This is a genomic window from Lysobacter sp. A421 (assembly GCF_054052145.1).
Genome location: NZ_JBSVRL010000002.1, coordinates 197,305 through 220,284 on the forward strand (window position 1 = coordinate 197,305; position 22,980 = coordinate 220,284).

Below are 22,980 nucleotides of genomic sequence, written 5' to 3' on the forward strand. Positions count from 1 at the left end.
CTGGGAGCGATATCGCGCCGCCTCGCAGGTCTTTTCTGCTAACGTTTCATCTACGTTCAGCTTCTTCGCACGCCGCGCAACGGGATGAAACCCTCTTGACGGATTCAACATGCCTGTAGTCACCACCGTTGGCAGCATCCTGGTCGTTGATGACCAGCCAGCCAACTTGAAGATAGTCAGTGTCTTGCTGACGCGACAGGGCTATCACGTGGTGACCGCCACCAATGGCCAGGACGCGCTGGCGTGCTGTGCCGCCGCGGCACCGGACCTGATCCTGCTGGACATGATGATGCCCGGCATGGACGGCTTCGAGGTGCTGGCCGCGCTGCGTGAGCAGGAGCCGAGACTTCAGGTGCCGGTGGTGTTCGTCACTGTCGCCCACGACCGCGACCTGCTGCTGCGCGCATTCGAGGCCGGCGTTGTCGATTACGTGACCAAGCCCTTCCTGCCCGAAGAGCTGCTGGCGCGCGTCAATGCCCACGTCGGCCTGAAGCTGGCCCGCGACCGCCTGGAACGGGTCGCCCAGGAGCGCCAGGAGCTGGTCAACCTGGTTGCGCATGACCTGAAGAACCCGCTGTCGAGCGTATTGTTCGCCAGCGAAATCCTGATTCAGGACGGCTGCAGGCAGGAACGCATTCCCCGCTATCTGCAGATGATCCACGAGAGCGCCAATGACGCGCTGGGCTATATCCGCCACTACCTGGAAACCGGTCCGAGGGCGACTGGCGAAGCCGACCCACACGCCTGCGCCAGTCTGGGCGCAACCCTGGAATGGCTCGAGCAGCGCTACGCAGTCCAACTTGAGGCGCACGGCTGCCAGTTGCAGCTGTTGCTACCGGCGGGCGATGCCAACGTTGCCATCGACGAGCGGGTGTTACGCCAGCTTGGCGAGAACCTGGTGACCAACGCGATGAAGTACGCACCCGGTACCGAGTTCGTGCTGGCGGGGCGTGCGGGTGCACCGGGGTTCTGGCAGCTGGTCGCGGCGGACCGTGGACCGGGCATCTCCAAGTCGCGGCAGCGCGAATTGTTCAAGCCGTTCAACCGACTGGATCAGCCCGATGACGGGAATTCCAGCGGGCTGGGACTATCACTGGCCAAACAGATCGTCATCAACGCCGGTGGGCAGCTGTGGTACGAAGATCGCGAGGATGGTGGCGCGCTGTTCGTGATCGAGTTGCCGGAGGCGGCGTCGACGACGGGTTGCGATGTAGAGGAAGCGCCTGCGCCCGCCTGATTTGGAACGCTGGTCCAGTGCGCCCGGTTCAGCCGGGACGGAATCGATTAATCCGAACGGGCAGTGGTTGCCACCGCACTGCGCTTGCGCACCGGGGTCTTGCGCGCAGGACGCTTGACTCGCCGCGTCTCCACCCGTGTCGCCTTGCCCTCGATCGCTGCGTTTTCCGCCCGCCTGGCCCGACGGCGTGCGGCATACCACAACAGTCCGGCGCCAGCCGCGGCGGCAACCGCCACCGCCGGGTTGCGGCGGATGAAAGTCGTGGCCACACGCCCACCGGTCTTGAGTGCACCCAAGGCCACACCGGCCTCCAGCAGGCCGCCGTTGCGCAGCTGCTTTGCGGTGGTCGGGATGGCATGCCGGATGCGGTCGCCGACCTGGCTGGCCAAGTCCAATGCGCGATCTGGGAGGTGGTCGAATCTGCTCATTGCGGTATCCGCGATATAGAGGTCGGACCCCAGTGTCGACAGATCGCCGTTGATGCGGCGTGAGACCGGTGCACCAATGCCCGCGTCGGTTCAGGTGCCGCGTGGCTTGGCACGATGGGTCGCCGTGGCCGTCCACGGGTCTTCAGGCCAGGGATGCTTGGGGTAACGGCCCTTCATCTCCTTGCGGACCTCCGGATAGGTGCGTTCCCAGAACCCGCGCAGGTCGCTGGTGACCTGCAACGGGCGACCACCCGGCGACAGCAGGTGCAAGGTCAGCGGCACCCGTCCGTCGGCGATTCGCGGGGTGTCGGCCAGCCCGAACAGTTCCTGCAACTTGACCGCCAGTACCGGCGCAAGGGGGACATCGGCCGCATCGTCGAAGCCATACTCGATCCTGCGTTCCAGCCCTGAGGGCACCGCGATCCGGGTCGGCGCCAAGGTGTCGATCGCCTGCCGCGTCGGCCAGGACACGCCCGACTTCAGTGCTTCGGCCAGTTCGGCCTCGCTCACCGCATCCAGCCGGCTCTTGCCCGCCAATGCCGGTTTCAACCAGCTCTCCAGGCTGGGCAGTAACACCTCGTCCGCCAACTCCGGCAGTGATGGATCCGGTCGCCAGACCGCCAGGCAACGCACCCGCGCCCGCCACTGCTGCAGGCCGTCGCTCCACGGCAACGCCACCAGGCCGAGTTGCCGCACCGCGTCGATCAGGGCCTCGGCATAACGCGAGCGATCCGGGTTCGGCAGCGACTGGCTGTCCAGCACGATGCGGTCGAAGTGTCGCTCGCGCACCGCCGCGATGCGCCGCGCATCCGCGTCCCAGAACACCCGGTCCCGGCTGATGAAGCGCTGCGGCCAATCGCGTTCAAGCCGTACCGGGTCCAGGGGTGCGGCGCGCAGGATTCGCGCATCGCGCGGGTCATCACGCAACTCGCTGACCAGCAGCCACGGCTCGCCAAACACCGCGCTGTCATCAAACAACCGGGCACTGCGGCCATTGGCGAGCTGGTAGCGCAACGGATCACTGCGGTGCTGATGGGCGATCCGGTCCGGGAAGGCATGCGCGAGCAGGTCGCCGAGACGGTGGGCGGCGACATCCGTCGGAGGCCTCGCGCGAACCCGCAAGCGTCGGCACCACTGCGCGGCCGCCTGGTCGATTGCCACCAGCGCGCCGCGCGACGCCTCGGCCGGGACGCGACCGTTGCGGAAGCTGGCCAGCGCCTGCCAACGTGCGGCCAGCGCATCGCTGCGGCTTCGCAACGGGTCGCGCGCCTCGATCAGCGCGGCAAGGTCACACGCCAGCGCGCACTCGACCGGATCCTCGCAGGCCAGCAACATCGCCGCCAGCCGTGGGTGGGTGCCCAGGACCAGCATGCGACGGCCCAGTGCGGTGATGCTCGTCCCGTCGAGCGCGCCCAAGCGCTGCAACAGCTCTTGCGCCGACGCCATCGCGCCCGGTGGCGGTGGATCGATGAAACGCAGCTCCGGATCGCCCCAGGCCGCCAACTCCAGCGCAAGACCGGCCAGTTCGACCTGGGTGATTTCCGCCCGGCGCTGCGGCTCCAGTCGTTGCGATTGCGGCCACAGGCGGTAGGCCCAGCCATCGGCCACCCGTCCGGCACGACCGGCGCGCTGGTCCGCCGAGGCCTGGGCGATGTGGACGATGTCGAGCCGGGAGAAGCCGCTGTTGGGGTCGAAGCGCGGCTCGCGGGCCAGGCCGGTGTCGATCACCACGCGCACCCCGGGCAGGGTGACGCTGGACTCGGCGACGTTGGTGGCCAGCACGACCCGGCGGCGACCGTCGGGATCGGGCTGCAGTACCCGCGATTGCTGCTCCACCGACAACGCGCCATGCAGCGTCAGAATGTCCACGCGCAGCGGCATTGCCACGAGTCCGGACGCGCTTTGTGCATCACCATTGCGCCCGCCCAGCAACCGCTCGACGCGGTTGATCTCCTGCTGCCCGGGCAGGAACACCAGCACATCCCCGGGATGGTCCGCCAAAGCATCCGTTACCGCGCGAGTGACCTGGTGTTCGATCTTTTCGTCACGCCGCGCGGGGAAGTGGTGGAGCTGCACCGGGTAGCTGCGGCCCTGGCTGCTCAACCGCGGCGCATCAAGGAACTGCGCCAGTCGCGCGCCGTCCAGGGTCGCCGACATCACCACGATCCGCAGGTCCCCGCGCAGCGCCGACTGCACATCCAGCGCCAGTGCCAGGCCGAGATCGGCGGCGAGGTGGCGCTCGTGGAACTCGTCGAAGATCACCGCGCCGACCCCGTCCAGGGTCGGATCGTCCTGGATCATCCGGGTCAGGATGCCTTCGGTAACCACCTCGACCCGGGTCCGGGCCGAGACCTGGTTGTCGAAGCGGATCCGGTAGCCGACCGTCTCGCCCACCGCCTCGCCCCGCTGGCTGGCCATGAACCGCGCCGCCGCACGCGCCGCCACCCGGCGTGGTTCCAGCACGATGATCCGGCGACCGGCCAGCCATGGCGCATCCAGCAACGCCGGCGGCACCTGGGTGGTCTTGCCCGCGCCCGGCGGTGCCTCAAGCACCAGCCGGGAATGCTGGGCGAGCCTGTCGCGGATCTGCGGCAACAGGACATCGATGGGGAATTCGGTGCGGCTCATCAGGAATATGGGGATATGGGGCGGGGTGCGTGTGGGGATTGTGAAGTGTAGTGACGGCGCGGGGCGCGACCTGCTGTCCTTCCGGGCGAATGTCCCCCGGCCTCCGCCTGCGGCGGAGGCCTCCTCCTTTATTTCGCCCCGAAGGCCTGCAGGTCACGCCAGTGAAGTGGCATCGCAAGCGGACAACGCAGACGACGGGTTTGCACTTCTGGAGCCACCACTTACTGGTATGACGGGAGTGAATGCTCTTGTGTGCGAAATAAAGGAGGAGGCACCGGCTTCATCGGTGCCGGGGGACATTCGCACACAAGGGCGTTCGCGCCCGGTACCCCCGCCACCTAGACTGTCGCCATGAACCTGATCGACATCGGCGCCAACCTCACCCACGACTCCTTCGACCATGACCGCGACGCGGTGATGCAGCGCTCGCGCGATGCCGGCGTCGTGCAGATGATCGTCACCGGCGCCAGCCGCGAGCATTCGCCGCAGGCGCTGGCGCTGGCCCGTGCGCATCCGGGTGAGCTGTTCGCGACCGCCGGCGTGCACCCTCATCACGCCAGCGAATACACCACCGAATGCGATGCCGAAATGCGCGCACTGCAGGCGCAGCCGGAAGTGGTCGCGGTCGGTGAGTGCGGCTTGGACTACTTCCGCGATTTCTCCCCACGCCCGGCGCAGCGGCGCGCGTTCCAGATGCAGTTGCAGATTGCCGTCGACAGCGGCGGCGACGCGACCGGGCGCAAACCGCTGTTCCTGCATCAGCGCGATGCCCATGCCGACTTCCTGGGAGTGATGGCCGAGTTCGACGGCCAACTGGGTGCGGCCGTGGTGCACTGCTTCACCGGCAGCAAACAGGAACTGTTTGATTACCTGGACCGTGACTGGCACATCGGCATCACCGGCTGGCTGTGCGACGAGCGCCGCGGCCTGCACCTGCGCGAGCTGGTGAAGAACATCCCGGCCAACCGCCTGATGATCGAGACCGACGCCCCCTACCTGCTGCCACGCACGGTCAAACCCGCGCCCAACCACCGCCGCAACGAGCCGATGTACCTGGCCCATATCGTCGAGGAGCTGGCGCGCGACCGCGATGAGGAGGCCTCGGTGACGGCGGCCAACAGCACCGCGACCGCGCGCGCGTTCTTTGGATTGCCGACGCCGGACTGATCCGGCTTCCGCCAGCTCAACTGCGCAGGCCAACCCCGCGCTTGAGCAACCACAACGCCAACGCCGTCAGCGCCACCACGAAGCCGATCATCAACGCGTAGGCGACCCACAGCGGCACGTCACTCACCCCCAGCAGGCCGTAGCGGAATGCGTTGACCATGTAGAAGATCGGGTTGGCGTGGGTCATCGTCTCGGCCCAGCCGGGCAGCAGCTTGACCGAATAGAACACGCCGCCCAGGTAGGTCAACGGCGTCAAGATGAAGGTCGGTACGATCGCCACATCGTCGAACTTGGTCGCAAACACCGCGTTGATGAAGCCCGCCAGTGAGAAGATCGTCGCGCCAAGCAACACCGTGGTCAGGGTCACCAGCGGATGCGGGATGTGGACGTCGGTAAAGAAGGTGGCAATCAGCAGCACGATCACCCCGACCGCCACGCCACGGGTCACCGCGCCGATGACGTAGCCGCCCAGGATCACCCAGTTGGGCATCGGACTGACCAGCAACTCCTCGACGAAGCGACTGAACTTGGCGCCGAAAAAGCTGGAGGCGATGTTGCCGTAGCTGTTCTGGATCACGCTCATCATCACCAGCCCGGGGACGATGAAATCCATGTAGCCGATGCCGTCCATCGTCCCGATCCGCGAGCCGATCAGGCCGCCGAAAATCAGGAAGTACAAGGTCATGGTGATCGCCGGCGGCACCAGGGTCTGGGCCCAGATACGCAGGATGCGGTTGACCTCACGACGGGTGATGGTGGCCAGGGCGACCAGGTTGGGATGGCTCATGCGGATTGCTCCGGCCGGGCCACCAGGCGCACGAACAGCTCCTCCAGCCGGTTGGACTTGGTCCGCATCGAGCGTACCCGGATACCCGCCCCGTCCAAAGCGGAGAACACCTGGTTGAGGCTCATCTGCCGGGGCATGTCCAGGTCCAGGGTGCGGTCGTCACGGGCAAACATGATTGCGCCGTCGATCACCGGCAGCGACGACGGCAACTCGCCATCGACATCCAGCACGAAGCCTTGCACGTCCAGCTGCGCCAACAGACTGCGCATCGGGCCCTGGGCGACGATGCTGCCGTGGTCGATGATCGCCAGGTTGCGGCACAGGCTTTCGGCCTCCTCCAGGTAATGGGTGGTCAGGATGATGGTGGTGCCGGCGTCGTTGATCTCGCGCAAGGTCTCCCACATGCCGCGGCGGATCTCGATATCGACCCCCGCGGTCGGCTCATCCAGGATCAACAACCGCGGGCGGGTCATCATCGCCCGGGCGATCATCAACCGGCGCTTCATCCCGCCCGACAGGGTCCGGCTGGTCATCTGCGCCTTGCCCCACAGGTGGGCCCGGCGCAGTTCGACCTCGGCGCGCTCCAGCGCCTCCTTGCGCGGCACGCCATAGAAGCCGGCGTAGTTCACCAGGATATCCAGGGGCTGCTCGAACAGGTTGAAGTTGATCTCCTGCGGCACCAGCCCGATCAATCGCATGGCGGGCTCGCGCTGCCGGCCCAGGTCGGCCCCGAAGATCTCCACCGAGCCGGAAGTCAGGTTGACCAATGACGAGACAATGCCGATCAGGGTGCTCTTGCCGGCGCCGTTGGGGCCCAGCAAGGCGAAAAAGTCGCCCTCCTCGACATCAAGGGACACGCCTTTGAGCGCCTCCACCGTATTGCCGTAGGTCTTGCGCAGGTCTCGCACCGACAAGGCCGGCGGGGTGAGGGTCGGAACCGGAGCATCGGGCGCAGCCATGGCGCTCGGTCGGGTTTGAGTCATCGGGTTTGCAGCCTTTGCCAGGGCCGTCGCAGGGAAGCGGGGCGACGATCACGGTAGTATAGGCGGCTTGATGGCCACGCCCCGGCCACCCTGTGTTCCGGTTGCCACGCGCCGCCGACACGGTTGCCCCCGACCAAGACAAGGCCCCTGTATTCGTGGCAGTCCAGCACTTTTCACTCAAACTCGTGTCCCGCCGCATGATCGCCCCCCAGGTCGGTCATTACGTGTTCGCCCGCGACGACGACCAACCGCTGGACTTCATCCCCGGGCAGTTCATCCAGGTCCACTTCCACTACGCCGATGGCACTGCGACCAAGCGCAGCTATTCGCTGGCGACCATCCCGGACCCGTCCAAAACACCGGACAACCTGGTGGAGATTGCCGTCAGCTACGTGCCTGGCGGCGCGGCAACGGCGTTGTTCGAGGGTCTTGAAGAAGGCGACGCGATTGATGCCACTGGTCCGTTCGGCCGTTTTTGCCTGCAGCCCACCGACAGCAACCCGCGTTACCTGTTGATCGGCACCGGCACCGGGGTCACTCCGTACCGGGCGATGCTGCCATTGCTGGAGCAGGCGATTGTCGAGCGCGACCTGCGCGTGGTGCTGCTGTTTGGTGCCCGCAATACCGACGAGCTCCTGTATGGCGATGAGTTCCGTGCGTTCGCCAATCGCCATCCCGACAACTTCCGTTTCATCCCGTGCTTCTCGCGCGAGTTGCCGGCGGCCGACTCGCCGCATGCGCACGCCGACGTGCGCCACGGTTATGTGCAGCAGTTCCTGCCCGAGTTCGCCCCCGATACCGCGACCGACGTGGCCTATCTGTGCGGCAATCCGAACATGGTCGATACCTGCTTCGAGGCACTGAAAGAGTCCGGCCTGGAGATCAGGCAGATCCGGCGCGAGAAGTACGTGTCCTCCAAATAAGGCTCGCCCGGGTGTCAGGTTTCGCGCGCCGGCTGCGTCTGTCATCCTGAACGGCGCCGAACATCCGCGTCAGGTTCATGCGCGCCAGGTTCACGCGCGTCAGGTTTTCGAAGACAAAGGGGCAAGTCATGACGATCCGTTGTTTGCTCGTCGCAATCGCGATGACACCGTTCCTGGCCGGCTGCGGCCAAACCACCGATCGCGATACCGCCGGTGGCGGGGTCGTGGATGGCGCCGCACCGGCCGGGGCCACTCACGACGCGCAGGGCGTCCGCTATTTCGGGGATATCGCGTTCGAAGCATGCGCACTGGCCAGTGCGACCGGCGGCAAGACCACCGAAGCCCAGTGCGGCACCTTCCAGGTGCCCGAGAACCCGGAACAGCCCGACGGCCGCATGATCGGCCTGAATATCGCCTGGTTGCCCACCGACGGTGGTAACGCGGCCCAGGACCCGGTGTTCTTCCTCGCCGGCGGCCCGGGCCAGGCCGCAACCGAACATGCCCAAACGGTGATGTTGGCGCTCGCCGACGTCGCCAAGCAGCGCGGCATCATCCTGGTGGACCAGCGTGGCACCGGCGATTCCAATCCCCTGGATTGCCGTGACGCCGATGGCGAGCCAATGGAAATGGATGCATCCGTCGAGCCAAGCCTCGCGCAGATCCAAACGTTCGCCGCTCAATGCGCCTTGGGCCTGCAGGGCCGCGCCGACCCGCGCTTCTACACCACCACCGATGCGGTGCGCGACCTGGACCGGGTACGCGGGGCATTGGGCGTCGAGAAGATCAATCTGGTCGGCGTGTCCTACGGCACCCGCGTCGCCCAGCAGTACGCGGCAACCTACCCGGAGCACACCCGGACCGTGGTGCTGGATGGGGTCGCCCCGAACTCGCTGGTGGTGGGCGGCGAGTTCGCCCGCACCCTGGAAGACGCGCTGACCCTGCAATCGACGAAGTGCCAGCAGCTCCCGGCCTGCCGCGAACGCTACCCCACCGATATGCGCGAGCAGCTGCGCACGGTGATGACGCGGCTGCAGGAAAGTCCCGTCGAGGTCGATTACCGCGACTCGCGTACCGGCGAGCTGCACCACGACACCGTTACCGCCGACGCGGTGGGCGGACTGGCTTTCATGTTCTCGTACGTCCCGCAGACCGCCTCGCTGTTGCCGCTGATGATCGACGAGGCCGCGCAGGGCCGCTACGCGCCGTTGATGTCGCTGGTGCAGATGAGCACCGAGCAGATGCAGGGCCAGATGACCCGCGGCATGCAGTGGTCGGTACTGTGCGCCGAGGACGCCGGCCGCTATCGTCCCGACCCGGCATCGAGCGACACCATCATCGGCAGCGATGTGGCGGAAACTTTCTTTGCGCCGTGTTCGGTCTGGCCGCACGGGAAGGCGCCGGCAGACTTCCACCAGCCATTCACCTCCGAGCTGCCGGTACTGCTGCTGTCGGGCGAACTGGACCCGGTCACCCCACCCCGCTATGCCGGGCAGGTCGCCGCCAACCTGCCCAACGGCCGCTCCCTGGTCTTGCAAGGCCAGGGCCACAACGTGTCCGCGGTCGGCTGCGTGCCCAAGTTGCTGGGTCAGTTCATCGAAACCGCCGATGCGGCGTCACTGGATGTCGCGTGCCTGGACAACCTGAGCTACGTGCCGCCATTCGTGAACTTCAATGGTTGGCCACCATGAGCCGGTTTGCCACTGCGCCCTTGTCCACACCACCGGTCAACGGTGGTCACCGCGCCGCACGGAGTCGCCCATGATCAGCGCCGAAAACCTGCACAAGTCGTTCCAGACCAAGAAGCGCAAGAACCATCCGGGCGTGGTCAAGGCGGTCGATGGTGTCGACTTCCAGGCACCCGATGGCCAGATCACCGGGTTGCTGGGCCCCAACGGCGCCGGCAAGACCACCACCTTGCGGATGCTCTACACGTTGATGAAGCCCGACGCCGGCAAGATCCTGGTCGACGGCATCGACACCGCCATCGACCCGGCCGCGGTGCGCCGTGCATTGGGTGTATTGCCGGACGCGCGCGGCGTGTACAAGCGCCTGACCGCGCGCGAGAACATTGCGTACTTCGGCGAGTTGCACGGTTTGTCGAAGGCCACCATTGCCGAGCGCACCCGGGCCTTGTCGGCCGCGCTGGACATGGACGAGATCCTGGACCGCCAGACCGAAGGCTTCAGCCAGGGCCAGCGCACCAAGACCGCGATCGCCCGAGCCCTGGTGCACGACCCGCGCAACGTGATCCTGGACGAGCCGACCAACGGCCTGGACGTGATGACCACCCGCGCGATGCGCGGCTTTCTGATGCACCTGCGCGACGAGGGCCGCTGCGTGATCTTCTCCAGCCACATCATGCAGGAGGTCGCCGCGTTGTGTGACCGCATCGTCATCATCGCCAAGGGACAGGTGGTCGCCGCCGGCACGGCGGACGAACTGCGCGCCAGGTTCGATGAACCCAACCTGGAAGACGCCTTCGTCAAGGCAATCGGCAGCGACGAGGGATTGCACGCATGAGCCGTCAGGATCCGTCCCCGCGACCGCCCGGCGTCTTCGCCACCTTGTGGTCGGTGATGCGCAAGGAGTTGCGTGATTTTTCGCGTGACCGCCGCACCCTGGCATTGACCTTGCTGATGGGCCCGTTGTTGTACCCGCTGATCATGCTGGGCATGGGCACCATGGCCGAGAACCGGGCCAGGACCCAGCTGGACAAGGAACTGGAAGTCCCGGTGATGGGCGCCGAACGCGCGCCCAACCTGATCGCATTCCTGGCGACCCATGGCATCAAGGCGATCGCACCACCGGCCGACGTCGACGCCGCGGTACGACAACAGGACGTCGATGTCGCCCTGGCGATCGACGCCGAGTTTGCCGAGGACTGGAAGACGGGCCGGCCGGCGCGCGTCGACCTGATTCTCGACAGTACCCGCCGCAATGCGGACATCCCGGTGACCCGGCTGCGGACGGCATTGGCTGCCTATGGTGGGCAGGTGGGCGCATTGCGGCTGTATGCGCGTGGCATCGACCCCGCGATCATGCAACCGGTCGCGCTGGGCCGCCGCGACCTGGCCACCCCGGAGGCCAAGAGCGGCGTGATGATGGCGATGCTGCTGCCGTACCTGCTGATCCTGATGTCGTTCCTGGGCGGCGCCTACCTGATCATGGACGCGACGGCGGGAGAGCGTGAGCGCCAATCGCTGGAACCGCTGTTGGCCACGCCCGCCTCGCGCGGGGCGATCGTCAGCGGCAAGATCGCCGCCGCCTGCCTGGTGGGGCTCACGTCGCTGTTGTTGACCTTGCTGGCGTTCAAGCTGAGCGCCCAGGTCGCCGGGCAGATGGCCTCGATGCTTGACGTGCGTTTCGCCGCGATCGGCAAGCTGCTGCTGATCCTGTTGCCGATGTTGTTCATTGGCACCACCTTGCTCAGCTACCTGTCGGCCACCTCCAAGAGCATGAAGGAGGCGCAGAGCCACATGACCTGGTTGATGCTGCTGCCGATGCTGCCGATCATGTTGCTGGCGGTGAACCCGCTGAAATCCGAACTGTGGCAGTACGCGGTGCCATTCCTGGCCCAGAACCAGTTGATCCAGAAGGTGATCCGGGCCGAGCCGATTGGCGCGGACATCTGGTTGATATACATGGTCGCCGGTTTCGGGCTGGCCGCCTTGTTGTGGTACGCGGCCGTGCGTCGCTACCACCAGGAGAAGCTGGCGATCTCCGGCTGACAGCGATCGCACGCCCACCAACAACAAACCCGGCCGAAGCCGGGTTTGTTGTTGCGCGAGTAGCCGATCGGATCAGCCACCGGCCGGACTGAAGCCGATGGTGCGCCGTGTAGTCACCGGCGCGGGCAGTGGCTGGAAGCGCCAACGCTCCACGGCTTCCAGGGCGGCGCGATCGAAGATACGCCGGGGTTCGGAGTGGATGACCCGGGCCGAGCTGACCGATCCATTGACACCCACGATGAATTCAACCTGCACCTCGCCGGACGTTCCGGCGCGGAACGCGTCACGCGGATACTCCGGCGCCGGCGTCGACAGCGGGCGCAAGTCAGCCGCGGTGGGCTTTGCGGCGGCCTTGGCCTGCGCAGCCGCCGCCGCTTTCGCCTCCTCGGCCTTGCGCCGCTCGGCCGCTTGTTCTGCCGCCGTGGCGGCTTGTTGCGCCGCGGTGTTCTCGGCAGCGTCATCCGCCGCCTGCTTGGCGAGCAGCGCCTTCGCCGCTGCTTCCTGCTGCTGCTTCTGGTCCGCCACGCGCTGGCGTTCCAGATCGGCTTGCCTGACCAGCTGTTCCTCGGCCGTCACCTCTTGCCGCGCGGCGCGCGCGGCGACCTCTTGCTGACGCGTGTCGATGCTGGACTTCAGGCGCGCCAACGCCGGGTGCTCCGGCTCCGCCTTCTCCAGCAATGCTGCCAGACGCTGGGCTTCGGCGAAGTCGTCACGGTTGATGCTCTGCTCGGTGGCAATCACCGTCATCGGCAACAGATCGGTCAACGCACTGGACACACCGGCGTCGGCGGGCGACTTGTCGCGCAAGGCAAGGAAGTACTCAACCGCGTTGTCCCCGGCGGGTGCGTACAGGCGATTGTCGCTGTATGCCTTGCGTGCCGCGTCGCGCAAATCCTCGCTGCTGAGGGCCTGCAGCTCCTCGGACACCGCTGTCTCGGGCGTCGCGGCGGGCGCTGCGGCGGGCGTGGCTGTGGTCGCGACCGGTGCGGTGACGTCTTCGGCAGGCTGCTCGTTGCCGCAAGCGCCCAACGCCAGGCCCATGGCCACTACCAGTGAAAATCTTGAAACCGTGGACATCCGGCAGGATGGCCGGATGGATGAATTGCTGATCATGACGAGCTCCCCTGAAGCGCATCCTGGTGGACACACTTGCACAAGGTCGCGAGAGTACGCCTGCTTTGTCAAGCTCAATCGGACAATCGGACACCACACCGCGGCACTCGACAGTGACCCACATTGCCATCCCGGATACGGGCGTTGGTTTTCCTCCACGGCGTTTTTGTGGTCGAATCGACGCTTCAAGCCGATCCTGGGGCGGTTTGGGGATGGACGGCTCTGGATATTTGAACTGCGCGGATGGTTGCCGATCCCGGTGCGGCGGCCGATGCAACGCGACCTGTCACCCAACCCAGTAAAAAAGGACTTCAGATGAGCCACTTGATCGATATTTTCCTGCAGCCCAGCAAGGTGTTCGCCGACCTGCGCGAGAAGCCCACGTTCTTGCTGCCATTGCTGGTCATCGCCGTGCTGTCGGCCGCCATGACCCTGGCCTACTTCCTGCGCGTCGACCCGGACTGGTACCTGGACCAGGCCACCCTGGCGATGAGCGCCGGCGATGCCGCACAAGCCCGCGAGATGATGCCGGGTGCGCGCACGATGGGTTACATCGGCGCGATCAGCTCGCCGCTGGTCATCGTGGTGATCATGGCCCTGACCTCGCTGTACTACCTGCTGGCCGGCAAGGTCACCGGCAACGCCGTGTCCTTCAAGCACGGCATGAGCCTGGCCAGCTGGGCCAGCATGCCGGCCGTGCTGGGCACCCTGGTGGCCCTGATCGGCGCACTGATGATGGACCCGCAGACATCGCTGGAGTCGCTGATGCTGGCCAACGTGGATCCCTTGCTGGTGCAGCTGCCCGCGGATAGCCCCTGGTCTGCACTGGCTCGCAGTTTCAGCTTGCTGGTGTTCTGGTCCCTGTTCCTGACCGCACTGGGCTGGCGCATCTGGGGCAAGACCAGCTGGTTGCAGGCGACCGTGGTGGCAGCGCTGCCAAGCGTGCTGATCTATGGCGGCATGGCTGCTTTCGCGCTGTTGAAGTGACGGATTCGACCGAATGAAGTTCAACAGGAAGTGGGTCGCAGCCGCGTTGGTGATCGCGGTCGTCGTGGTTCCGCTGGTGATCAAGAACAGCCGCGACGCCCGCGGGATCGAGGTCGAGATCGCGCCGGCCGAACAACACGAGGTGCGGCCGACCATCCTGGCGTCCGGGCTGCTGGCCTATCGCACCGAGGTCGACCTGACCGCCGAGGTGGTCGGCAAGGTGATCGATATCCTGGTTGAGGAAGGCGATACGGTCGAGAAGGGACAGCTGTTGGCGCGGCTGGACCCGGAGACTTACAACAACGCCATCCAGCGCGAGGAGGCCAGCCTCCGGCAGAACCGCATCAGCATCGAGCGCCAGCGTGCGGAGCTGTCGCTGCGACAAAAGCAGTTCGAGCGCAGCAAGCAGCTGGTCGCCGGGCAGTTCATCGATCGCAATACCTTTGATGAAGATCGCAACCGCCTGGACGTGGCGCGGGCGGACCTCCGCGGCAGCGAGGAAGCCTTGAAACGCACCGTCGCGGTGCTCGACGAAGCGCGCGAGCAACGGGCCAAGACCGAGATCCGCTCGCCGCAGTCCGGCCAGGTGGTGTCGCTGCCGATCAAGGTCGGCGAGACCGCGATCCCGTCGACCTCATCGTTGGCCGGCGCCAAGTTGATGCAGATCGCCGACACCACCACCGTCCAGGCCGAGCTCAAAGTCGATGAGGGGGATATCGCCAAGGTCGCGTTGGGCCAGCACGCCGACGTCTACCCGGCGGCCTATCCCGAACAGGCGATCAAGGGCACGGTCAGCCAGATCGCCCTGGTACCGACGATCGAAGGCCAGGGCCGCGCCTACCTGGTCACGGTACACCTGGACCGGCCTGACGGGCTGGTATTGCGCTCCGGCATGAGCGTGCGCGCCGACCTGTTCCTCAGCGATGGCCGCAAACACCTGGTGGTGCCGGTGGAGGCCGTGCTCACCGACACCAGTGAGGCCGACCAGACCACTCGCCATGTATGGGTGGCGCGCGATGGACAGGCGCACAAGGCGACCGTCACCACCGGCCCGTCCGATGACCGTTGGGAGTCGATCGAGAAGGGCCTGGCGGCGGGTGACAAGGTCATCGTCGGCCCCGCCCGCACCCTGCGTACCTTGAACGAAGGTGACAACGTGGAGGCGGTCAAGGCTGACAAGAAGAAGGACGTCGATCGCGACAGCGGCGATGGCGGCGATGGCGGCGATGGCGGCGATCGCGGCAACGGCAACGGCAACGGCAACGGCAACGGCAACGGCAACGGCAACGGCAACGGCAACGGCAACGACGACGACGACGACGACGACGATGCCAGCGACGATGACGCCGCATGATCTCGCTGAGCAATATCGTCAAGCGCTACCAGATGGGCGAAGAGACGGTGATGGCGCTGGCGGGCATCGACCTGTTCATCGACCGCAACGAGTATGTCGCTCTGGTAGGTCCGTCGGGTTCGGGCAAGTCGACCCTGATGAACCTGTTGGGCTGCCTGGACACGCCCAGCGAGGGCACCTACACGTTGAACGGGCGCGACACGTCTTCGATGAACGAGGACGAGCTGGCGCAGGTGCGTAACCGTGAGATCGGGTTCGTGTTCCAGAGCTTCCATCTGCTGCCGCGGCTGACCGTCCTGCAGAACGTGATGCAGCCATTGGTCTATCGCGGCATGCCGATCGCGGAACGGCGCAAGCAGGCGACCGACGCGCTGGTCAAGGTTGGCCTGGCGGATCGGCTTGGGCATCGGCCAACGCAGCTGTCGGGCGGGCAACGGCAGCGCGTGGCCGTGGCCCGCGCGCTGGTCGGCCAGCCTTCGATCCTGCTGGCCGATGAGCCCACCGGCAACCTGGATTCACGCACCTCCGCGGAGATCATGGCGTTGTTCGACGAGCTGCATGCGCAGGGCCAGACCGTGGTGGTGGTCACCCACGAGCCGAGCATCGCGGACCATTGCCGACGCTCCATCCGGGTCAGCGACGGGCGCATCGTCGAGGATCTCGTCCAGCCTGGCAAGACCTTGGTGAACTGACGTGAGCGCCCTCATGGAGTCGTTTCGCGCCGCGCTGATCAGCCTGACTTCGCACCGGATGCGCAGCTTCCTGACCACCCTGGGGATCCTGATCGGGACCGCCTCGGTGATCGCGGTGGTCTCGCTGGTGCAGGGATTCTCGGACTCGATCAAAAGCCAGCTCGCCGACATGGGCGGCAGCACGCTGACGCTGACCGCGGAGAACAACAGCGAGAACTTCCGCACCGGCAAGCTCAACCACATCACTTTCGATGACATCGACGTGCTGCGCTACCGGGTACCGGGCGTGGACATGGTCGCCCCGTTGATGGCGATCCAGGCCGCCGGTGCGAGCTACGCCAACCACAGCGCGAGCCCGCAGATCTACGCCACCACCAGCGAGTTCCAGCAGGTCCGCAACGAGTACCCGGAGCACGGGCGCTTCATCGTCGAGAGCGATGACCAGGGGCGGCGGCGAGTGGCGGTGATCGGCACCGAGTTGCGCGACGAACTGGAGATGCCGGACAACCCGGTCGGCGAGTATTTCCAGATCGGCAGCGAGTGGTTCAAGGTCGTCGGGATGATGGAGAAGAAAGGCAAGATCCTCGGCTTCAGCCAGGACAATTTCGCCTACGTTCCGTTCGGCGTCGGCCGGGCGATGACGGGCAACAGCAACGAGCCGATACTGCAGGCGACCTTCACCGTCGCCAACCTGGAGGACGTCGAACTGGTCCGCGAGCGGGTCGAGCGCGCAATCCGGGCCTCGCGCGACATCGCGCCGGGCAAGGATTCGGACTTCAAGGTCGATGCCGCCGATTCCTTCCTCAAGCAGTTCAACCAGATTGCCGGCATGGCCACTGCGGTGCTGGCCGGTATCGTCGGCATCTCGCTGCTGGTCGGAGGCATCGGGATCATGAACATCATGCTGGTATCGGTGACCGAGCGGACCCGCGAGATCGGCATCCTCAAGGCGCTGGGCGCTACCCGTCGCGACATCCTCACCCAGTTCCTGCTGGAGGCCGGCCTGCTGGCCTTGCTGGGCGGGCTGATGGGGATCGTGCTCGGGGTCGGGGTCGGGATGGGCGTGGCCGCATTGATCCCCGGCTTTCCACCGGCCAATGTACCGCTGTGGGTGGTGGTGGCGGCGGCCGGTTTCTCGGCCATGGTCGGGGTGGTGTTCGGAATCATGCCGGCGTCGAAGGCGGCCGGGCTGGATCCGATCGAGGCGCTGCGCTACGAGTGAGCACATCGCGCGGTGGCGCTATTTGCCGACGCAGAAGCTCGAAAAAATGTGTCCCAGCAGGTCATCGGCGCGGACCCTGCCGGTGATTTCACCCAGGGCATCGTGACTGGCGCGCAGCGCTTCGGCGGCCAGTTCCAGCGCGTCATGGTCAAGCTGTGCACTCGCCTCGACCAGCTCGACACGGGCGCGTTGCAACGCGTCCACATGGCGCGCGCGCGCAGTGAATGCACCGTCGCCGGCATCGACTCCATCGCCCAGGGCCAATGCGCCCAGGTGGGCATGCAGGTCGTCCATGCCGATGCGGGTGCGCGCCGATACCCACAGGTGCGATGACCCGTGATTGGCGTCCATCTGGCCCGATGCCGCCCGGCCTGACTTCATCGAATCGGGGATCGCCCCATCCAGCAAATCGGCCTTGTTGTGCAGCCACAGGATCCGCGGCACGCCGGCAATCGCCTCGGCCACCGCGGCGGTGCCGGCCTGCGGGTCGCGTGCATCCAGCACCACGATGGCCAGGTCGGCGCGTTCCAGCTCATCGTGGGCGCGGCGCATGCCTTCGCGCTCGATCGCGTCACCACCCTCGCGCAGGCCGGCGGTGTCGACCAGGGTCAGTTCAACGCCGTCGATGCGCACCACTTCCTGCAACAGGTCGCGGGTGGTGCCGGCAATGTCGGTGACAATCGCCCGGTCGCTGCCCGCCAGCACGTTGAGCAGCGAGCTCTTGCCGGCGTTAGGCGGGCCAATGATCACCGCATGCAGGCCATCGCGCAGGCGACGGCCGCGGTGGGCGGCCGCCAGCAGCTGATCCAGGGCTTGCTGCAGCTGCCCCAATTTGGCGCGCAGCTCATTGCCGCCCAGGGTGTCGAGCGGCTCGTCGGCAAAATCGATCGCCGCCTCCACATGCACGCGCACGCCGATCAGGCCGCTGGCGATCGCCTCGACCCGCGATGAGAACTCGCCGTCCAACGCCCGCCGCGCCGCGCGGGCGGCGCGCACGTCAGCCGCCGCGATCAGGTCGGCAACCGCCTCGGCCTGGGCCAGGTCGAGACGACCTTCCAGGAAGGCACGCTCGCTGAATTCCCCCGGTCTCGCCTGCCTGGCACCCAGGTCCCAGCAGCGAGCCAACAACGCCTGCAGCACGGCCGGCCCACCATGGCCCTGCAACTCGACCACGTCTTCACCGGTGTAGCTGGCCGGTGCGGCGAAATACAACGCGATGCCGTCGTCGATGGTCTCGCCGCCAACGTCGGTGAACCGTACGTAGTGGGCGTGGCGCGGGACCAGCGGACGCAGGCAGACGGTCTCGCCGATTGAGCGCGCACGCGGGCCCGACAAGCGCACGATGCCCACGCCGCCCGCGCCGGGCGCGGTCGCTATCGCAGCAATGGTGTCGCGGTCGGGCCCGGTCATGGTGTCCATGATCGCAGATGGTCTCGTGGTAGGTGCCTGGTAGGTGCCGACGACCGATAGCAGAAACCCGCCAGTTGGCGGGCTCCTGTCTTCATTCCAGCGAGTGGCTAAGCCTTCACTGGCGCCGGCGCTTCGCTGTACTTCTTGATCATCCACCACTGCTGGATCAAGCCCAGACCCGCGTTGGTCACCCAGTAAAGCACCAGGCCTGCCGGGAAGAAGGCAAACATGACCCCGAACGCCAGCGGCATGAACTGCATCATCTTCTTCTGCATCGGATCGACGCCGGCCATCGGAGTGAGCTTCTGGGTCGCCCACATCAGCGCGATGTTGATCGCCGGCAGCACGAAGAACGGATCGCGTGCGGTCAGGTCCTGGATCCACAGGATCCACGGTGCATGACGCAGCTCGACCGACTCGGACAACATCCAGTACAGGGCCAGGAACACCGGCATCTGCAACAGCAGCGGCAGGCAGCCACCGACCGGGTTGATCTTTTCCTTCTTGTACAGCTCCATCATGGCCGCTTGCAGCTTCTGCTTGTCGTCGCCGTAGCGCTCCTTGAGCTGGGCCATGCGCGGCTGGAACTTGCGCATCTTCGCCATCGACTTGTACTGCGCCGCCGACAGCGGAAACATCACCGCTTTCAGCAGGAACACCAGCCCGACGATCGACCAGCCCCAGTTGCCCAACAAGCCATGCAACCACTGCAGCACCCAGAACAGCCATCCGGCCAGGGTCGCCATCGGTGAAAACCGGCTGAAGTCGACAGCGCGGTCCAGACCCGGCACCTGCTGGGCCTGGATCTGGCTGACCAGCTTGGGACCCACCCACAGGCGCGCCTGGGTGCTGGCAGTCCCGCCTGGCGCCACGCTGACGCCCGGACCGACCTCACGGATCAGGTACCGGGTGGCCCCGTTTTCACTGGCGGTCGTCAGCGAGAAGGTGCTGTCATCAGCCGCACCGGGAATCCAGGCACCGAAGAAGTGGTGCTGCAGGAACGAGATCCAGCCGCCGTTGACCTGCTTGTTCAGCGGGCCGTCCTCGATGAAGTCTTCGTACTTGCGCTTCTCGTACTTGTCCGTGGCACTGAACCACGCCGCGCCCTGGAAGCTGTACTTCTCCGGACTCATCGGTGCGCTGCTTTCCAGCGCGCGTGGCACCCGGCTCAATTGCCGATAGACAAAGCCCTGCCACGGATCCGTACCCTGGTTGATTACCTCGTCACGCACATCGACCACGTAGTTGCCGCGGTGGAAGGTATAGGTGCGCTGGATGCTCAGGCCATTCGGGCCATTCCATGTGTAAGGCACCACCAACTGGTCTTCACCCGGATCCAGCTGGAAATCCGCCCCTGCCGGCAGCGCGTCGCGGTCCAGCACGAAACCCGACTGGTGGGTCGGCGTGGAGCCGCTATTGCTGACCCAGCCACTCTGGGCGACAAAATAGTCGGCCGGGTCCTGGCTGAACAACCGGACCGGCGCGCTGTCTTCGTCCGCGGTGCTCGGATAGGCCAGCAGATCGGCCTGGAGCACCTCGCCACCATCAAGCACGATCTGGAGCACGTCAGTGGCGACGGTGACCGTCGCCGATTTAACGCCCGAGGTGGCGACAGCGTCGGGCGCAGCGGCCGCCGCCGGCGCAGCCATGGTCGGCACCCCGGGGACGCCGGCGCCCGTGCTGCCGGCACCATCAACGCCGGCGGGACGGTTTGCGGCCGGGATCGTCGACGTGCTCGCCGAGGTGCTGGTCGTCGGCGTCGTAGGAGGCGCGTCCTGCTCTTTGTTCCACTCCATCCACAGCAGGGTCGCCACCATCAGCCAGGCGAAAATCAGGAATACACGGGTCTGGTTCATGGGCAACAGGCAGGCTCATCCGCCGCCGGAAGGCGGCGTGGGGTCGGTGGAAGAAGGAACGTCGGAACGTCGGGATGGCGGCATTGTGCCGTCCGCGCCAGGCCGCGGCAACGGCGCCGACGCGGAACCGCGGGCCGCCATGGCGTCGATCGGCAGTGCACCCGCTCGCTGCAACAGCCCGAGAAAGGCCGCTTGCAATTGCTGGTGGTCACAGCGTGCGGCACCGACCCGGGCGACCAGCACGTAATCACCGTCAGCCAAATCAGCACGACAGGCGCGGAAAGTCTCGCGCAACACGCGCTTGATCCGGTTGCGCCCGACCGCATGCGGATCGACCTTGCGCGAGACCGCCAAACCCAGGCGCGGGCCCGATTCTGGACGCTGGAAACAAGGTCGACTGGAGCCGGGACGTTCACGGCGGGCCAGTTCACAGCTCGCTCGCGCCGCATCGGCGGTCTGCCAATGCAATGCGAGCACGGGCAGCGCCACGCGCCGGCCGTGCTTGAATATGCGGTCGAAATCGGATTTCGCGCGAACCCGCGCAGTGCGCGGGAAGCGGGTCTTCGGCATCAGGACGTCAACGGCGGCAAGGGGCTGCCGTTGCGACATCACCTGCGCTTAGGCGCAGAGACGCTTGCGACCCTTGGCGCGGCGACGCGACAGGATCTTGCGGCCATCGGCCGTCGCCATGCGTGCACGGAAGCCGTGGTCGCGCTTGCGCTTGAGGTTGCTGGGTTGGTAGGTGCGCTTGGTGGACATGGCTGCGGTTCTGCATTTACGGCGGAATAAGACCGGCAAGTCTAACGAGGATTCAGCGGGCTGGTCAAATGGCGGCGATCCGGGCCGCTGCGCCAGGCGCGTCCAGCCGCTGCAACGCGCCGCACAGCCGGCCAGCTGCGGCACCTGCGCCGCGTCATCGCCCGGTTCTGCTGCGTGCTAGTCTGGCTCGCCACAACCTTGATCCGCGCGGCGCGATGCCCATCCTCGCACACGCCGATCTTCGCCATTGCATGAAAGACCCTATGGACGCTTGGCCCCACTGCCTGGAACGACTCGAGGCCGAATTGCCGGCCGAGGACGTCCACGCCTGGCTCAAACCACTGCAAGCCAGCCGCCGCGACGGCGCTACCGTGCTTTTTGCGCCCAACGCGTTCGTCGTCGAGCACGTGCGGGAGCGCTACCTGGGGCGGATCCGCGAATTACTCGCGCATTTTTCCGGCGATGGCGATGTCAGCCTGGAAGTCGGCTCATTGCCGCGCGAAGCCATGCCCGCCGCGCTGGTGCCCTCCCCGGTACGCCCGATCAGCAGCGCTGCGATCGAGCCGTTCAACGGCAACCTGGACAACCACTACACGTTCGAGAATTTCGTCGAGGGGCGCAGCAACCAGTTGGGCCGTGCCGCCGCCATGCAGGCGGCACTCAGTCCCGGTGAGCGGGGCCATAACCCGCTGCTGCTGTATGGCGGCACGGGACTGGGCAAAACCCACCTGATGTTTGCCGCCGGCAACCTGATGCGTGCCAACAACCCCGCCGCGCGAGTCATGTACCTGCGTAGCGAGCAGTTCTTCAGCGCCATGATGAAGGCCTTGCAGGAAAAGGCCATGGACGGGTTCAAGCGGCATTTCCAGCGCGTCGACGCCTTGCTGATCGACGACATCCAGTTTTTTGCCGGCAAAGACCGTACCCAGGAAGAGTTCTTCCACACCTTCAATGCGCTTTTCGACGGCAAGCAACAGATCATCCTGACCTGCGACCGGTTCCCACGCGAGGTCGAGGGGCTGGAACCCCGATTGAAATCGCGTCTGGCCTGGGGCCTCAGCGTGGCGATCGATCCGCCTGACTTCGAGACCCGCGCCCAGATCGTGCTGTCCAAGGCGCAGGAACGCGGCGTGGCGATCCCGGAGGATGTCGCATTCCTGTTGGCCAAGAAGATGCGGTCCAACGTCCGTGACCTGGAAGGCGCCCTCAACACACTGACCGCCCGCGCCAACTTCACCGGTCGCGCGATCACCATCGATTTCGCCCAGGAAACCTTGCGTGACCTGCTGCGCGCACAGCAACAGGCCATCGGCATCCCCAACATCCAGAAGACCGTGGCAGACTACTACGGTCTCCAGATGAAGGATCTGTTGTCGAAGCGACGGACACGTTCGCTCGCGCGCCCACGGCAGATGGCCATGGCGTTGACCAAAGAGCTGACCGAACACAGTCTGCCGGAGATCGGCGACGCGTTTGCCGGACGTGATCACACCACCGTGCTGCACGCCTGCCGACAGATCAGGACGTTGATGGAAACGGACGGAAAGATGCATGAAGACTGGGAAAAATTGATCCGTAAACTCAGTGAGTAGTCCCTCCGGCAACGGTGTGCAGCACTGGGGTACAAGTTGTGGATAACTCGCACGTCGGGGTACGGGTCAAAACTTGTCCACAGGTTCAAGCTTCATTGAAGCGGCAGTTGTACC

21 protein-coding genes are annotated in these 22,980 nt (G+C 65.9%); 12 read left to right on the forward strand and 9 right to left on the reverse strand.

All coding sequences use genetic code 11. From position 1 onward, the window contains the following. The first annotated feature begins 109 nt into the window (after positions 1–109). Positions 110–1,237, forward strand: a complete 1,128-nt coding sequence (locus tag ACW7G6_RS06330) for a hybrid sensor histidine kinase/response regulator (RefSeq protein ID WP_456997818.1) — start codon at positions 110–112, stop codon at positions 1,235–1,237. A 47-nt stretch (positions 1,238–1,284) separates the two neighbouring features. On the opposite strand, the gene ACW7G6_RS06335 is transcribed toward ACW7G6_RS06330, so the two are convergent. Both ACW7G6_RS06335 and hrpB read right to left on the reverse strand, forming a co-directional pair. Further along, positions 1,285–1,665: a hypothetical protein gene (locus tag ACW7G6_RS06335; RefSeq protein WP_456977862.1), complete on the reverse strand. Its 381-nt coding sequence runs from the start codon at positions 1,663–1,665 to the stop codon at positions 1,285–1,287. Positions 1,666–1,755: 90 nt separating this feature from the next. Continuing rightward, complete coding sequence (gene hrpB / locus ACW7G6_RS06340) at positions 1,756–4,293, reverse strand: ATP-dependent helicase HrpB (RefSeq protein ID WP_456997819.1); 2,538 nt, start codon at positions 4,291–4,293, stop codon at positions 1,756–1,758. A 351-nt stretch (positions 4,294–4,644) separates the two neighbouring features. On the opposite strand from hrpB, the gene ACW7G6_RS06345 reads away from it, so the two are divergent. Then, positions 4,645–5,460, forward strand: a complete 816-nt coding sequence (locus ACW7G6_RS06345; RefSeq protein ID WP_456997820.1) for a TatD family hydrolase — start codon at positions 4,645–4,647, stop codon at positions 5,458–5,460. A 16-nt stretch (positions 5,461–5,476) separates the two neighbouring features. Here ACW7G6_RS06345 and ACW7G6_RS06350 read toward each other — a convergent pair whose 3' ends face one another. After that, the gene (locus ACW7G6_RS06350; protein ID WP_456977866.1) at positions 5,477–6,247 is read right to left on the reverse strand and encodes an ABC transporter permease; all 771 of its coding nucleotides are present in this window, start codon (positions 6,245–6,247) and stop codon (positions 5,477–5,479) included. Beyond that, on the reverse strand, positions 6,244–7,206 hold the full coding sequence (locus ACW7G6_RS06355; protein ID WP_456977867.1) for an ABC transporter ATP-binding protein: 963 nt from the start codon (positions 7,204–7,206) through the stop codon (positions 6,244–6,246). Before ACW7G6_RS06355 ends, ACW7G6_RS06350 begins: the two co-directional genes overlap by 4 nt. A gap of 221 nt (positions 7,207–7,427) precedes the next feature. Here ACW7G6_RS06355 and ACW7G6_RS06360 point away from each other — a divergent pair, with 221 nt between their 5' ends. The 4 genes from ACW7G6_RS06360 to ACW7G6_RS06375 all read left to right on the forward strand — a co-directional run bounded on the left by ACW7G6_RS06360 (position 7,428) and on the right by ACW7G6_RS06375 (position 11,881). Beyond that, the gene (locus ACW7G6_RS06360) at positions 7,428–8,153 is read left to right on the forward strand and encodes a ferredoxin--NADP reductase (protein WP_456997821.1); all 726 of its coding nucleotides are present in this window, start codon (positions 7,428–7,430) and stop codon (positions 8,151–8,153) included. Between the two features lie 128 nt (positions 8,154–8,281). Then, on the forward strand, positions 8,282–9,841 hold the full coding sequence (locus ACW7G6_RS06365) for an alpha/beta hydrolase (RefSeq protein ID WP_456977868.1): 1,560 nt from the start codon (positions 8,282–8,284) through the stop codon (positions 9,839–9,841). A gap of 70 nt (positions 9,842–9,911) precedes the next feature. Next, positions 9,912–10,673, forward strand: coding sequence for an ABC transporter ATP-binding protein (locus ACW7G6_RS06370; RefSeq protein ID WP_456977869.1), 762 nt, complete (start codon positions 9,912–9,914; stop codon positions 10,671–10,673). Then, a complete protein-coding gene (locus tag ACW7G6_RS06375) occupies positions 10,670–11,881 on the forward strand; it encodes an ABC transporter permease (protein ID WP_456997822.1) in 1,212 nt (403 codons plus the stop codon). The genes ACW7G6_RS06370 and ACW7G6_RS06375 overlap by 4 nt, the downstream gene beginning before the upstream one ends. A 72-nt stretch (positions 11,882–11,953) precedes the next feature. Here the strand turns inward: ACW7G6_RS06375 and ACW7G6_RS06380 are convergent, their stop codons facing one another. Beyond that, positions 11,954–12,958 carry an energy transducer TonB gene (locus tag ACW7G6_RS06380; protein ID WP_456997823.1) on the reverse strand — a complete coding sequence of 335 codons (1,005 nt, stop codon included), beginning with the start codon at positions 12,956–12,958 and terminating at the stop codon, positions 11,954–11,956. Between ACW7G6_RS06380 and ACW7G6_RS06385 the strand changes: the two genes are divergently transcribed. Genes ACW7G6_RS06385 through ACW7G6_RS06405 form a run of 5 tightly spaced genes read left to right on the forward strand, consistent with a single transcriptional unit; the run spans position 12,921 to position 17,249 of the window. Continuing rightward, positions 12,921–13,313, forward strand: a complete 393-nt coding sequence (locus ACW7G6_RS06385; RefSeq protein ID WP_456998163.1) for a hypothetical protein — start codon at positions 12,921–12,923, stop codon at positions 13,311–13,313. The two genes, ACW7G6_RS06380 and ACW7G6_RS06385, sit on opposite strands and share 38 nt — an antisense overlap. Then, the gene (locus ACW7G6_RS06390; protein ID WP_456997824.1) at positions 13,310–13,981 is read left to right on the forward strand and encodes a YIP1 family protein; all 672 of its coding nucleotides are present in this window, start codon (positions 13,310–13,312) and stop codon (positions 13,979–13,981) included. Before ACW7G6_RS06385 ends, ACW7G6_RS06390 begins: the two co-directional genes overlap by 4 nt. Before the next feature lie 13 nt (positions 13,982–13,994). Continuing rightward, complete coding sequence (locus ACW7G6_RS06395; protein WP_456997825.1) at positions 13,995–15,335, forward strand: efflux RND transporter periplasmic adaptor subunit; 1,341 nt, start codon at positions 13,995–13,997, stop codon at positions 15,333–15,335. Further along, a complete protein-coding gene (locus ACW7G6_RS06400) occupies positions 15,332–16,027 on the forward strand; it encodes an ABC transporter ATP-binding protein (protein WP_456977873.1) in 696 nt (231 codons plus the stop codon). Before ACW7G6_RS06395 ends, ACW7G6_RS06400 begins: the two co-directional genes overlap by 4 nt. A gap of 1 nt (position 16,028) precedes the next feature. Then, on the forward strand, positions 16,029–17,249 hold the full coding sequence (locus tag ACW7G6_RS06405; RefSeq protein ID WP_456977874.1) for an ABC transporter permease: 1,221 nt from the start codon (positions 16,029–16,031) through the stop codon (positions 17,247–17,249). A gap of 18 nt (positions 17,250–17,267) precedes the next feature. Here the strand turns inward: ACW7G6_RS06405 and mnmE are convergent, their stop codons facing one another. From mnmE to rpmH, 4 genes are all read right to left on the reverse strand, one after another. Next, positions 17,268–18,659 (reverse strand): tRNA uridine-5-carboxymethylaminomethyl(34) synthesis GTPase MnmE, encoded by a 1,392-nt coding sequence (gene mnmE, locus ACW7G6_RS06410; protein WP_456998131.1) that lies wholly within the window; start codon positions 18,657–18,659, stop codon positions 17,268–17,270. Between the two features lie 107 nt (positions 18,660–18,766). After that, the gene (gene yidC / locus ACW7G6_RS06415; RefSeq protein WP_456997826.1) at positions 18,767–20,515 is read right to left on the reverse strand and encodes a membrane protein insertase YidC; all 1,749 of its coding nucleotides are present in this window, start codon (positions 20,513–20,515) and stop codon (positions 18,767–18,769) included. Positions 20,516–20,530: 15 nt separating this feature from the next. Further along, positions 20,531–21,085 (reverse strand): ribonuclease P protein component, encoded by a 555-nt coding sequence (rnpA, locus tag ACW7G6_RS06420; RefSeq protein WP_456977877.1) that lies wholly within the window; start codon positions 21,083–21,085, stop codon positions 20,531–20,533. A gap of 48 nt (positions 21,086–21,133) precedes the next feature. Beyond that, on the reverse strand, positions 21,134–21,274 hold the full coding sequence (rpmH, locus tag ACW7G6_RS06425) for a 50S ribosomal protein L34 (protein WP_456962744.1): 141 nt from the start codon (positions 21,272–21,274) through the stop codon (positions 21,134–21,136). Positions 21,275–21,537: 263 nt separating this feature from the next. On the opposite strand from rpmH, the gene dnaA reads away from it, so the two are divergent. Continuing rightward, the gene (dnaA, locus tag ACW7G6_RS06430) at positions 21,538–22,866 is read left to right on the forward strand and encodes a chromosomal replication initiator protein DnaA (protein ID WP_456977878.1); all 1,329 of its coding nucleotides are present in this window, start codon (positions 21,538–21,540) and stop codon (positions 22,864–22,866) included. The last annotated feature ends 114 nt before the right edge of the window (positions 22,867–22,980 follow it).

Coding starts and splice junctions, on each gene's coding strand:
- ACW7G6_RS06330 (WP_456997818.1), top strand. CDS start 110: ATGCCTGTAGTCACCACCGTTGGCAGCATCCTGGTCGTTGATGACCAG.
- ACW7G6_RS06335 (WP_456977862.1), bottom strand. CDS start 1,665: ATGAGCAGATTCGACCACCTCCCAGATCGCGCATTGGACTTGGCCAGC.
- hrpB (WP_456997819.1), bottom strand. CDS start 4,293: ATGAGCCGCACCGAATTCCCCATCGATGTCCTGTTGCCGCAGATCCGC.
- ACW7G6_RS06345 (WP_456997820.1), top strand. CDS start 4,645: ATGAACCTGATCGACATCGGCGCCAACCTCACCCACGACTCCTTCGAC.
- ACW7G6_RS06350 (WP_456977866.1), bottom strand. CDS start 6,247: ATGAGCCATCCCAACCTGGTCGCCCTGGCCACCATCACCCGTCGTGAG.
- ACW7G6_RS06355 (WP_456977867.1), bottom strand. CDS start 7,206: ATGGCTGCGCCCGATGCTCCGGTTCCGACCCTCACCCCGCCGGCCTTG.
- ACW7G6_RS06360 (WP_456997821.1), top strand. CDS start 7,428: ATGATCGCCCCCCAGGTCGGTCATTACGTGTTCGCCCGCGACGACGAC.
- ACW7G6_RS06365 (WP_456977868.1), top strand. CDS start 8,282: ATGACGATCCGTTGTTTGCTCGTCGCAATCGCGATGACACCGTTCCTG.
- ACW7G6_RS06370 (WP_456977869.1), top strand. CDS start 9,912: ATGATCAGCGCCGAAAACCTGCACAAGTCGTTCCAGACCAAGAAGCGC.
- ACW7G6_RS06375 (WP_456997822.1), top strand. CDS start 10,670: ATGAGCCGTCAGGATCCGTCCCCGCGACCGCCCGGCGTCTTCGCCACC.
- ACW7G6_RS06385 (WP_456998163.1), top strand. CDS start 12,921: ATGGCCACTACCAGTGAAAATCTTGAAACCGTGGACATCCGGCAGGAT.
- ACW7G6_RS06380 (WP_456997823.1), bottom strand. CDS start 12,958: ATGTCCACGGTTTCAAGATTTTCACTGGTAGTGGCCATGGGCCTGGCG.
- ACW7G6_RS06390 (WP_456997824.1), top strand. CDS start 13,310: ATGAGCCACTTGATCGATATTTTCCTGCAGCCCAGCAAGGTGTTCGCC.
- ACW7G6_RS06395 (WP_456997825.1), top strand. CDS start 13,995: ATGAAGTTCAACAGGAAGTGGGTCGCAGCCGCGTTGGTGATCGCGGTC.
- ACW7G6_RS06400 (WP_456977873.1), top strand. CDS start 15,332: ATGATCTCGCTGAGCAATATCGTCAAGCGCTACCAGATGGGCGAAGAG.
- mnmE (WP_456998131.1), bottom strand. CDS start 18,659: ATGACCGGGCCCGACCGCGACACCATTGCTGCGATAGCGACCGCGCCC.
- yidC (WP_456997826.1), bottom strand. CDS start 20,515: ATGAACCAGACCCGTGTATTCCTGATTTTCGCCTGGCTGATGGTGGCG.
- rnpA (WP_456977877.1), bottom strand. CDS start 21,085: ATGCCGAAGACCCGCTTCCCGCGCACTGCGCGGGTTCGCGCGAAATCC.
- rpmH (WP_456962744.1), bottom strand. CDS start 21,274: ATGTCCACCAAGCGCACCTACCAACCCAGCAACCTCAAGCGCAAGCGC.
- dnaA (WP_456977878.1), top strand. CDS start 21,538: ATGGACGCTTGGCCCCACTGCCTGGAACGACTCGAGGCCGAATTGCCG.